We start from the raw sequence: 11,544 nt of genomic DNA on the forward strand, positions 1-11,544 counted from the left end.
ACGGCGACGTCACAAAGGAGTGAGAAATGGCGAATGCCGGGCCCTACGAGAACGTCACGAGTGCGGAGACCGCGATCGAGCGCGCCATGGACGCCTCGGGTGGCGTCCTTTCGCTCGCGCCCGCCTGGGTGCCGCGCTCGTTCTGCACCCCGGGCCGCCGCATCCGCCTGCACCCGGATGACTACTTCCCGCTCGGCAAAGACCGGGGCGGCATCGACGAGCGCTGGCTCGCAAGCGCCATCCGCGCCGAGAACGGGCCGCGCACCGACCCGTTCGAGGGACTGAGCCTCGTGCGCGACCCCGACGGCAACGTCATCCCGTTCGACGAGTTCATCGCGCACTTCCGTGGCGAAGCGATCGGCGGGCTGTGGGATTCGCACGGCCTGTGGCCGATGTACTCGAAGTTCTTCGACAACGAGTTCCCGCTGCCCTTCCACATCCACCACCGCGACGAGCACGCCGCCCTGGTCGGCAAGCCCGGCAAGCCCGAGGCGTACTACTTCCCGGCGCAGATGAACAACCACGGCGGTCAGTTCCCGTACACGTTCTTCGGCCTCCACCCCGAGGTGACGAAGGATCAGCTGCGTGAGAAGCTCGCCGGATTCCTGCGCGGTGGAGACAACCGCATCACCGACCTGTCGAAGGCCTACCGGATCACGCCCGGCACGGGGTGGGACGTTCCCGCCGGCATCCTGCACGCCCCGGCCAGCATGTGCACGTACGAGCCGCAGGCCGCCTGCGACGTCTTCGCGATGACCGAGTCCTGGTCGAACAACCGTGAGGTCGGCGACGAGCTGCTGTGGAAGGACGTGCCCGACGACCGCGTCGGCGACCTCGACTTCATCGTCGAGCTGGTCGACTGGGAGCGCAACGTCGACCCCGACTTCTGGAGCCACCGCTTCACGCCCCCCGTCGAGACGGTGGCCAGCGCGCGCGCCGCAACGCCCGACTACGTCGAGAAGTGGATCACCTACCGCTCGCCCGCGTTCAGCGCGAAGGAGCTCACGGTGCGCCCCGGTGGAGCTGTCACGGTCGACGAGAACGATGCGTACGGTCTCGTCGCGGTCGGCGGCCGCGGAACCATCAACGGCCAGTCCCTCGCTGCGATCAGCTCGATCCGATACGGCCAGTTCTCGTCCGACGAGTTCTTCGTCACGGCATCCGCAGCCTCGGCGGGCGTCACGGTCGTCAACGAGTCCGCGACCGAAGACCTCGTCATCCTCAAGCACTTCGGCCCCGGCAGCGCGCAGCTGAACGCCGAGCGCGGAGAGCTGGGACTGTAGATGCCCGGCACGGCGGAGCTCTTCGGCGTCGACCTCACCGAGGCGCGGCGGCGGATCGGCACGCTCGCGCAGATCGCCCGGATCGACGAGTTCACTGAGACGCAGGGCGCGGCGCGCGGCGCTCGCCGCATCCGTGTCGACACAGGCGGCGGTCTGTCGTTCGAGGTGCACCCGGATCGGGCGATGGACCTCGGCCAGGTGACGTTCCGCGGAACTCCCTTGGCCTGGATGTCGCCGGTCGGCATCGGCGCGCCCGCCCACACGCACGACGTCGGCATGGACTGGCTGCGGGCGTTCGGAGGCGGGCTCCTCACGACCTGCGGTCTGGACTCGTTCGGTCCGCCGACGAGCGAGGACGGCGTGGACTACCCCATGCACGGCCGGATCAGCTCGATACCTGCGACGATCACGCGCGCGCAGGTCGCTGACGACGGGATCGTCATCGAGGGCGAGGTGCGGCAGGCGTCGGTGTTCGGGGAGAACCTCGTTCTGCGCCGCCGGATCCACGCTGACCTCGGCGGCTCGGTCATCCGCATCGACGACACCGTGACCAACGAGGACTCGCGCTCGGCCGGTCACATGGTGCTCTACCATTGCAATCTCGGCTGGCCGCTGCTCTCGGAGGACGCCGTGCTGCGGATCCCGTCCGCGGCCGTCACTCCGCGGGACGCGGCCGCAGAAGCCGGCGTCGCGAGCTGGCATGAGCTGTCGGCACCCACGCGCGACTACGCCGAGCAGGTGTTCCGTCATGACTTCCGCGATCAGGGTTTCGCCGAAGTCTCGGTGGACAACCCCGAACGCGACGTGCGTCTCGCCATCAGGTTCGACACCAAGACGCTGCCGGGCCTGCACCAGTGGAAGATGCTCGGCGAAGGTCACTACGTGCTCGGGCTCGAACCCGTGAACGTCGATTGGAGCAGGGGGCGCGCCACCGCGCGCAGTGAAGGCGTCCTGCCTGAGCTGCAGCCGGGGGAGTCGGTGTCCTATGCCATCGAGATCGATGCCGGGCCCAGCCGCGCGCGCGGCGCGAAGAGGAAGGAGTCGGCATGAGTGTGCCCGCCCTGGAGATGCGGGGGATCTCGAAGTCGTTCCCCGGCGTCAAGGCGCTGTCAGACGTGGACCTGGTCGTCGAACCCGGCGAAGTCCACGCCATCGTCGGTGAGAACGGCGCCGGCAAGTCCACCCTCATGAAGATCCTCGCCGGGGTCTACCAGCCCGATGCCGGCTCGGTCGCCCTGGCGGGCGAACGCGTGCGGATCTCGGGTCAGCTGGATGCGCGGCGCCGCGGCATCGGCATGGTCTATCAGGAGCTCAACCTGGTGCCCGACCTATCCGTGGCCGAGAACATCACCCTGGGGGCCACGCCGTCGAGATTCGGCATCGTGCGCCGTCGCGCGCTCTTCGAGTCCGCCCGTGCGGTCCTTGACGCTCTCGACGCTCGGATCGACCCGCGCGCACGTCTCGGATCGCTGACGGTGAGCCAGCAGCAGCTGGTCGAGATCGCCAAGGCCTACGCCGCCCGCCCCCAGATCATGGTGCTCGATGAGCCCACGTCGTCGCTGAGCGAGCACGAGGCGCAGGCGCTCTTCCGTGTCATCCGCACGATGCGCGCCGACGGAATCGCCATCATCTACATAAGCCACCGCCTGCGCGAAGTGCTCGACCTGGCCGACCAGGTCACGGTGCTGCGCGACGGCCGTCAGATCGAGACGCGGCCCGCATCGGGGCTGACCGCGACCGAGATGATCACCCTCATGGTCGGGCGCGATCTGACCGACGTCTTCCCCAAGCGCGACGTGCCGATCGGAGACGTCGTGCTCGAGATCGACGGCCTCAGCCGCTCGGGTGCCTTCGACGACGTCTCGCTCACGGTGCGCGCCGGCGAGATCGTCGGTCTCGCGGGCCTCGTCGGTGCCGGCCGGACCGAGGTCGCGCGCGCCGTCTTCGGCCTGGACGCCGCCGATGCCGGAACGGTGCGTGTCAACGGCGCGGATGTGCGCGTCCGCAGTCCGCGCGCAGCGGTCAACGCGGGCATCGCCTACGTCCCCGAGGATCGCAAGCGCGACGGGATCATCCCCGAAGCATCCATCAAAGACAACATCGCCCTGCCCGTGCTGCCCAAGGTGAGCTCGGCCGGCTGGATCTCGTCGCGGCGCGAGCGCGACCTCGCGCGAAACGAGGTCGACGCACTCGGGGTCTCCCCGCCCGTCATCGAGCGCGCCGTGAGCACGCTCAGCGGCGGCAATCAGCAGAAGGTCGTCATCGCGAAATGGCTCGCGACGCACCCGGACGTGCTGCTGCTGGACGAACCGACGCGCGGGGTCGACGTCGGCGCGAAGGCCGACATCCACACGATCATCGGCGAGCTCGCCGCCCAGGGGGTCGCGATCCTGCTCATCTCGTCCGAGCTTCCCGAGGTTCTCGCCGTCAGCGATCGCGTCTATGTCCTTCACGAAGGGCGCGTGTCGGCCGAGTTCGACCGCGCCGACGCCGACGAAAGATCCGTCATGCACGCCGCTACCGGAGAGGTATCGCAATGACCTCATCGACCGCGCCCACGCGGGCGCAGACCAACACGACCCGATCGGGCGACCGCCTGACCAAGAGCAGCGCGCTCTCGCGCATCGGCCCCTGGATCGGCATGCCTGTCGGCATCGTTCTGCTGCTGATCGTGGGGTCGGTCCTGTCGGACCGGTTCCTGAGCATCGGCAACCTGACGAACGTCCTCATCAACATCTCGATCCTCGGCGTCATCGTCGTCGGGATGACCTTCGTCTTCATCACCCGCGGCCTCGCCGACCTCTCGGTGCCGGCGACCGTCGCCGTCGGTGCGATCCTCGTGCTCGGACTGCAGCCGATGATGGGCACGATCCCGGCGGCGCTCGTGGCGATCCTCGCGGCCCTCGCCGCCGGAGTCGTCAATGGTCTCCTCATCGGCTATGCGGGCATCAACCCCGTCATCACAACGCTCGCCGTCGGCACGATCGTGCTGGGCATCGCGCAGTGGAGCGTGGGTGGCGTCATCGTCTACGGCAGCGACCCCGAGGCGCAGGCCTTCCTCAACGGTCGCATCTTCGGCATCCCCGTCATCGTGCTGGTCTTCCTCGCGGTTGCGATCATCGGGCACCTCGTGCTCTCGCGCACCGTTCTCGGGCGCTGGGTGTATGCGGCTGGTGGGAACCCGGACGCGACGCGGGCCAGTGCCGTGCCTCTCTTCTTCACGCGTGGTGCGGCCTTCGTGCTGACCGCAGGTTTGGCCGGAATGGCCGGCGTGCTGCTCGGGGTGACGCTGCAGACCGCGCGCCCCGGCATCGGAATCGGCTACGAGTTCGACGCGATCACGGCCGTCGTCGTGGGTGGCGTCAGCCTCCTCGGCGGATCCGGCAGCATCCCGCGCGCGATCGGCGGACTGCTCTTCGTCGCGCTCCTCAACAACATCCTCGTGCTGCAGGGCGTGCCCACCGCGGTGCAGGGCATCGCCAAGGGCGCGCTCATCGTGGCGGCCGTCTCGCTCGATGTCTACCTCCGCCGGAAGGGAGGCCGATCATGACCCGTACCTCGTCGAATCGGATCACCGACAGTGTCGTGTTCCTGAGCCTCGTGCGCTATCGCGTCATCGTCATCCTCGTCGCGACCCTCGTGCTGTCGGCCTCGTTCGTGCCCGGCTTCTTCGAAGGCCGCACGCTCAGCCTCGGCATCGACCGTGTCGCGACGATGGGACTCCTCGCGATCGGTCTGACCGTCGTGCTGATCGCCGGCCAGCTCGACCTCTCGGGCGGGGCGATCCTCGCCCTCTCGGGTATCGCCGCGATCGGATTGCAGCCCGCTCTCGGTCAGATCCCGGCGGCCCTCGTCGGCGTCGCGGTCGCCATGGCCGCGGGCGCCATCAACGGCGTGCTCGTGGTCGTGCTCAAGATCAACTCGCTCGTCGCGACCCTCGCGACGATGGTGTTCTTCCGGGCCGTATGCCACCTCATCACCGACTCCCGGCCCCTCAGCGGCACGGACCCGTTCTTCGGTATCCCGCTCACCCAGCCCGTCGCGGGCACCGTGTCCGCTCGCGTGCTGCTGTTCCTCGCGCTCATCGTCCTGCTGCACTTCTGGCTGACGCGCAGCGTCGGCGGACGCAACCTGTTCGCCGTCGGCAGCAACGCGGCCAGCGCGACGGCCAGCGGCGTGCGCTCCAACGCGTACCTGTTCGGCGCCTTCGTGTTCAGCGGGATGATGGCCGGCGTCGCCGGTGTGACGTTCAGCATCGCCTCGAACACCGGCTCACCCGTCTTCGGCGACACGATCGTGCTGACTGCGATCGCGGCCGTCGTGATCGGTGGCACGCGGCTCGAGGGCGGCGTCGGCTCGGCGCTGGGAACCCTGGGCGGTCTGCTGACCCTCGCGGCGCTGACGACGGCGATGGAGTACCAGAGCGTGCCCGCCTACGTGCAGGACATCGTGACCGGCTGCATCCTGCTGCTTCTGATCCTGCTCGACCGCTTCACCTTCGCGAAGCAGGGTGTCGACCTCTCCCTGTCGTCGCTCGCGCGACGGCTCCGACGACGGAGGTCGGGCGCGCAGAAAGACACCACCCAAGAGATCGAAAGGACGATCGCATGAAGAAGAAGTTCCTGTTCGGCGGAGCCGTGCTGTCAGCGGCGATGCTGCTCGCCGGATGCGCCGGCTCGGCAGACGCCGGATCCGGCTCGACAGACGGCGAGGCCGCAGGCTCCGGCAAGGAGATCTGCTACATCACGGCAGCCGAATCGCACGCCTACGCCACCCCCGCCAACGAGGCCTTCCTCGCCGCCGCCGAGGAGGCAGGCGCCAAGGTCACGATGCTCAGTCAGGACTTCGACGTCCAGACCGGCACCGAGCAGCTCTCGACGTGCATCGGCCGCAACCCCGACGGCATCGTGCTGTGGCCGCTCGACCCGCAGGCCTACATCCCGGGCCTCATCCAGGCGCAGTCGGCTCAGATCCCGGTCGTGCTGATCAACTCGCCGATGGATGACGAGGCGCTCAAGCTCGTCGCGAGCTTCACGGGCCCCGACGTCTACGAAGAGGGCGTGCTATCGGCCGACGCGATGAACGACGCGCTCGGAGGCGAAGGAAACGTCGTCATCATCGCCGGCCAGGCAGGCAACGGCACGAGCATCGGTCGCAGCGACGGCTTCACCGACCGTCTCGATGAGCTCGGATCGGGCATCGAGATCCTGCAGTCGGTGAATGCCGACTTCGACCAGCAGAAGGCGCTCGTCGCCAGCCGCGACCTCATCACGCGCTTCGGCGACGACATGGACGGCGTCTATGCGAGCGATGACACGATGGCACGCGGCTTCATCGACGCGTGGACCGAGTCGGGCCGTGACCTCGCCGACATCCCCGTGATCGTCGGCATCAACGGCCAGGCGGATGCGTTCGCGTCCATCAAGGCCGGTCACTTCTACGCGACGATCCTGCAGTCGCCCGTCGAGGACGGCCAGCTCGCGCTGGAGACGATCCTCAAGGTCGCCGGCGGCGAGACGGTCGACGCGCGTCTGCCGATCCCGCTGACCGTGGTCACGATCGACAATGTCGACGACGTGGAGCCCGCTTTCTGAGTCGGACTCTTATGAAGGGGCGGATGCTGCAGCAGCATCCGCCCCTTCGTGTTCTGTCAGGTCGATTCGCGCACGACCAGGTCGGGTTCGAGGACGACGTGATTCGTCCTCGGGCTGCGCTGGGGGCTGTCGATGAGATGCATGATCATCTCGACCGCGGTCCGGCCCAGCTGTGCGCGCGGCTGCGCCACGGTCGTCAGGGGCACGGCGCCCACTTCGGACCACACGACGTTGTCGTAACCGACGATCGCGAGATCCTCGGGCACGCGCAGTCCGCCGTGCGTGACCGACTGGAGCAGGCCCAACGCGATGACGTCGTTGGCGCACAGCACCGCCGTCGGTCGCTTGTCAGGCTGTCGTGCCAGCAGGGCCCGCCCCGCCGCACGGCCTTCGTCGACGGTCCAGGACTCGGTCGAGAGCAGTTCGAGAGTGATGTCGCCCGCCGTGCGGTCGACGACCTCGCGCGCCCCCTCGTAGCGCATGCGCACCTTGGGGGAGCGGTGCGGGTGCCCGACGTACGCGATGCGCCGGTGCCCGCGGTCGATGAGGTGCTGTGCTCCCGCGCGCCCGCCGTGCCCGTCGTCGACGACGACCGACCAGCAGTCGCGATCATCGCCGACCCGGTCGACGAAGACCATCGGCACGCCACGATCGCGCAGCATCTCGAGGCGGGAGCTGTTCTCGTCGACGGGCGAGATGATGATGCCCTGCACGCGCTGCTGCACGAGCAGGTCGAGGTTCTGCGACTCGCGCACGGCGTCGTACGCGCTGTTGCAGACGACGACACCGAGTCCCAGCTCGCGGCTGAGCTGCTCGGCGCCGAGAGCGACATCGACGAAGAACGGATTGTCGAGGTTGGCGACCACGACGCCGATCGTGCGTGTGCGGCCGGCGCGGAACTGCCGCGAGCTCTGGTCGGGCACGAAATCGAGTTCAGCGATCGCGCGGACGACCTTCTCGCGCGTTTCGGCGCGCACGTAGGACGGGCGGTTCAGCACGTTGCTGACCGTGCCGGCCGAAACGCCGGCAAGCCGTGCGACGTCGCGGATCGTTGCCATCAGAAAGTCCGCTCGTCGTCGCGGGGCTGGTTCATTGAACGATAGTAGCGCCGCGGGCTGCTCCCCGCGCCGATTCGGGGTGTTGGCTTGTGTGAGAACCTGTGCGATTCAGGGTGTGAAGTCTCTATGATGTGAGTGTGAAGTCGCTCGCCGCAGAGGAACGTGCCGCCTGGCTGCTCGAGCAGCTGCGGACGTCGAAGTCGGTGACACTCTCCGACGCCGCTGCCGCCCTCGACGTGAGTGAGATGACGGTCCGTCGCGACCTCTCGGATCTCGAGGCCTCGGGCATCGCCCGTCGCGTGCGTGGAGGCGCGGTGTATCTCGGGCCCGTGAGCTTTTCGGGTCGCGAGCGATCGCACTCCGAAGAGAAGGCGGTCATCGCCGAGAAGCTCCTGGCGCTCGTGCCGCCCGCGGGCGTCATCGCGATGGATTCGTCGACGACGATGCACCGGCTCGCGCTCGCGCTCACGGCGGCCGAAGATCTCACGGTCGTGACCAACGGCCTCTCGACCTTCCAGGCGCTGCAGGACATCCCCGGTGTCACCGCGATCCTCACGGGCGGGGCGGCCGACCGGCGGTCGGATTCGCTCGTGGGTCCCGTCGCGACGGCGTTCCTCGAGAGCATGCGCTTCAGTGCATTCTTCGCCTCGACGGCCGCGCTCGACGAGCGGGCATGCTACGAGGACACGCTCGAAGAGGCCGAGATCAAGCGCGCTTTCGCCCGCTCCTCGTCGACCGTCGTGGTCGGTGCGCACGCCGACAAGCTCGACGGGGATGCGACCGCGGCATCGATCGGCCTCGCCCGACTCTCCGTCCTCGCGACGGATCTGACCCCGTCGTCCGCAGAACTGCGGCCCTACGCGCAGATCGTCGCGACCATCCTCTGAGGCGCCTCGCGCGCACCGGCGCTCGGCGTGCCTCGTCACGCGCGCCGCTGTGCGATTGTGTGAGCGTGCGCAGCAAAGTTGACAAAAACTAACACGGTGTCACAGACTGACGACACCGCAAATCCACAAAGGAGTGCTCCGTGGTGATGAACCTGCAGGCGACCCGCTGGGAAAGGCCGACCCCATGACCGACGTCGTCGCGCATGCCGTCGAGCACCGACCGATCACGCTGCAGGCATCGGGGATCACAAAGCTCTATCCCGGCGTCACGGCCCTCCAGGACGTCTCGTTCGACCTGCGCCCCGGCGAGGTCCACGCCATCGTCGGTGAGAACGGCGCCGGAAAGTCAACGCTCATCAAGGTGCTCTCGGGCGCCGTCGCCCCCTCTGCGGGATCGATCGTCGTCGACGGCGAGGAGCACGCGGCGCTGACCCCGGCGTCGGCGCAGGAGCTCGGCATCGCAGTCATCTACCAGGAGTTCACGCTCGTCCCGACGCTCAACGCGATGGAGAACGTGTTCCTCGGGCACTACCCGAAGCGCGGACCGGTCCTTGACCGCAAGCGCATGGCGGCCGAATCCGCCGCGCTCTTCCAGCGCCTCGGAGTCAAGATCGACCCCGCTGTGCTCGTGAGCGATCTGACGACGGGCTACCAGCAGATCGTCGAGATCGCCAAGGCCCTCTCGCGCAAGGCGCGACTGCTCATCATGGACGAGCCGTCGGCGCCGCTCACGGCTGCCGAGGTCGAGGCCATGTACCTCGTCGTCGACGCCCTCAAGGCCGAGGGGATGACGATCGTCTACATCTCCCACCGCATGGAGGAGATCTTCCGCCTGTCCGACCGCGTGAGCGTGCTGCGCGATGGCCAGTACATCGCGACGATGGACACCGCCGAGACGAACCGTCGTGAGCTCATCACCCTCATGGTCGGACGCGAGCTCACCGAAGGCTACCCGGTGCGCGACTTCGAACCCGGCGCGGTCTCGCTGCGCGTGTCCGGCCTGACGGGCAACGGCGTGCGGGACATCTCCTTCGAGGCGCGCTCGGGAGAGATCCTCGGCTTCGCCGGCCTCATCGGCGCCGGCCGCACCGAGCTCATGGAGCTGCTTTTCGGCGCCAAGCCCATCGAGGCCGGCGCCGTTACCCTCGACGGCGAATCCGTCATCTCGCGCACGCCGATCCAGGGCATCCGCAATCGGATCGCGCTCGTCCCCGAGGACCGCAAACGCCACGGTCTCGTGCTGCCCTTCTCGATCCGCGACAACATCACGCTGCCGCTTCTGAAGGACATCGCGCGCGCGGGTGTGCTGAGGCCCCGCGTCGAAGACGACCTCGCCGCCCGGTACATGGAGGAGCTGCGCATCAAGGCGCCGTCGGCCGACGAGATCGTCGGGAACCTGTCGGGCGGCAACCAGCAGAAGGTCGTGCTGGCGAAATGGCTCGCGACAGACCCCTCGGTGCTGATCTTCGACGAGCCCACGCGCGGCATCGATGTCGGCGCTCGCGCCGAGATCTACCAGATCATCAATCGCCTTGCCGAAGAGGGCAAGACGATCCTCATGATCTCCTCCGACATGGAGGAGCTCATCGGCATGTCCGACCGCATCGTCGTGCTTCGCGAAGGCGAACAGCAGGGCACGCTGCGCAAGGGCGAAATCAATCAGGAGGCCGTCATGGTCCTCGCCGCTGAAGGAGTGGTGGAATGAAGCTCAAATTCATGCCGAGGCTGAAGGATCTCGGCATCGTCCTCGTGCTGGTCGCCCTCGTCGTGGCGTTCAGCATCCTGACGCCCAACTTCCTCGATCCGAACAACGTCTTCAACATCGCGCGTCAGATCGCCACGCTCGGCATCGTCGCGGTGGGCTTCTCGTTCGTGCTGATCACCGGCGGTATCGACCTCTCCGTCGGGTACCAGATCTCGCTCAACGTCGTCGTGACGGGCATCCTGATGGCGCAGGTGGGTCTGCCCTGGTACCTCGCGGTGCTCGCGGCTCTCGTGCTCGGCACGCTGATCGGCATCGTGAACGGCCTCATCATCACCTACACCGGCGTCGCACCGCTCATCGTCACGCTCTCGATGATGATGATCCTGAACGGTGCGAGCTACCTCGTGTCCAAGGGCCTGCCGATCTTCGGGTTCCCCGCGGAGTTCTCGCTCATCGGGCAGGGTGCTCTGTACGGCATCCCGATCTCGCTGCTGATCCTGCTCGTGGTCTGGGCCGTCGGTCTGTTCATCCTCAACAAGACGTCGGTCGGTCGTTACTTCTACGCGATCGGCAACAACGCCGAGGCTGCCCGACTCTCGGGCGTCAACACGCGGCGCACGATCATCCTGGTCTACGCGCTCAGCGGCCTGTTCACCGCGATCGGCGCCGTCCTGCTTCTCAGTCGTCTCAACTCGGCGCAGTCCGCGACCGGCGCGGGCTTCGAGTTCAGTGTGCTGACGGCCTGCGTCCTCGGCGGCATCAGCGTCATGGGTGGCCGCGGAAGCCTGTTCGGCGCCTTCGTCGGCGTCATGATCGTCGGCGTCCTCGACAACGGACTCGTCCTGATGAACGTCAGCGAGTACGTCCAGCTCGTCATCAAGGGTGTCATCCTCATGACCGCCGTCATCTACGACGCGATGTCCAAGAACTCCAAGGGCCGCCCGAAGCAGATCGGCGGTGTCGCCCTGCGCACGCCGAAGATCCCGGCGACCGCGTGAACTCTCCCCTCGACGCCGG

10 protein-coding genes are annotated in these 11,544 nt (G+C 67.7%); 9 read left to right on the forward strand and 1 reads right to left on the reverse strand.

The annotated features are described in order from the left end of the window. Positions 1 to 26 precede the first annotated feature (26 nt). Genes AC25YV_RS00075 through AC25YV_RS00100 form a run of 6 tightly spaced genes read left to right on the forward strand, consistent with a single transcriptional unit; the run spans position 27 to position 6,877 of the window. On the forward strand, positions 27 to 1,283 hold the full coding sequence (locus AC25YV_RS00075) for a hypothetical protein (RefSeq protein WP_488121789.1): 1,257 nt from the start codon (positions 27 to 29) through the stop codon (positions 1,281 to 1,283). Further along, positions 1,284 to 2,333, forward strand: a complete 1,050-nt coding sequence (locus AC25YV_RS00080) for an aldose 1-epimerase family protein (protein ID WP_488121790.1) — start codon at positions 1,284 to 1,286, stop codon at positions 2,331 to 2,333. Continuing rightward, positions 2,330 to 3,823 carry a sugar ABC transporter ATP-binding protein gene (locus AC25YV_RS00085; RefSeq protein ID WP_488121791.1) on the forward strand — a complete coding sequence of 498 codons (1,494 nt, stop codon included), beginning with the start codon at positions 2,330 to 2,332 and terminating at the stop codon, positions 3,821 to 3,823. The genes AC25YV_RS00080 and AC25YV_RS00085 overlap by 4 nt, the downstream gene beginning before the upstream one ends. After that, complete coding sequence (locus AC25YV_RS00090) at positions 3,820 to 4,833, forward strand: ABC transporter permease (protein WP_488121792.1); 1,014 nt, start codon at positions 3,820 to 3,822, stop codon at positions 4,831 to 4,833. The genes AC25YV_RS00085 and AC25YV_RS00090 overlap by 4 nt, the downstream gene beginning before the upstream one ends. Next, positions 4,830 to 5,894 carry an ABC transporter permease gene (locus tag AC25YV_RS00095; protein WP_488121793.1) on the forward strand — a complete coding sequence of 355 codons (1,065 nt, stop codon included), beginning with the start codon at positions 4,830 to 4,832 and terminating at the stop codon, positions 5,892 to 5,894. The genes AC25YV_RS00090 and AC25YV_RS00095 overlap by 4 nt, the downstream gene beginning before the upstream one ends. After that, on the forward strand, positions 5,891 to 6,877 hold the full coding sequence (locus AC25YV_RS00100; protein ID WP_488121794.1) for a sugar ABC transporter substrate-binding protein: 987 nt from the start codon (positions 5,891 to 5,893) through the stop codon (positions 6,875 to 6,877). Before AC25YV_RS00095 ends, AC25YV_RS00100 begins: the two co-directional genes overlap by 4 nt. Before the next feature lie 56 nt (positions 6,878 to 6,933). On the opposite strand, the gene AC25YV_RS00105 is transcribed toward AC25YV_RS00100, so the two are convergent. Then, entirely contained in the window at positions 6,934 to 7,935 is a 1,002-nt protein-coding gene (locus AC25YV_RS00105) for a LacI family DNA-binding transcriptional regulator (protein WP_488121795.1), read from the reverse strand. A gap of 137 nt (positions 7,936 to 8,072) precedes the next feature. On the opposite strand from AC25YV_RS00105, the gene AC25YV_RS00110 reads away from it, so the two are divergent. From AC25YV_RS00110 to AC25YV_RS00120, 3 genes are all read left to right on the forward strand, one after another. Next, entirely contained in the window at positions 8,073 to 8,822 is a 750-nt protein-coding gene (locus tag AC25YV_RS00110) for a DeoR/GlpR family DNA-binding transcription regulator (protein ID WP_488121796.1), read from the forward strand. Between the two features lie 184 nt (positions 8,823 to 9,006). Beyond that, positions 9,007 to 10,527 (forward strand): sugar ABC transporter ATP-binding protein, encoded by a 1,521-nt coding sequence (locus AC25YV_RS00115; protein WP_488121797.1) that lies wholly within the window; start codon positions 9,007 to 9,009, stop codon positions 10,525 to 10,527. Further along, complete coding sequence (locus tag AC25YV_RS00120) at positions 10,524 to 11,525, forward strand: ABC transporter permease (protein ID WP_488121798.1); 1,002 nt, start codon at positions 10,524 to 10,526, stop codon at positions 11,523 to 11,525. Before AC25YV_RS00115 ends, AC25YV_RS00120 begins: the two co-directional genes overlap by 4 nt. Positions 11,526 to 11,544 lie beyond the last annotated feature (19 nt).

The sequence above is a fragment of the Microbacterium sp. Y832 genome (genome assembly GCF_057669765.1).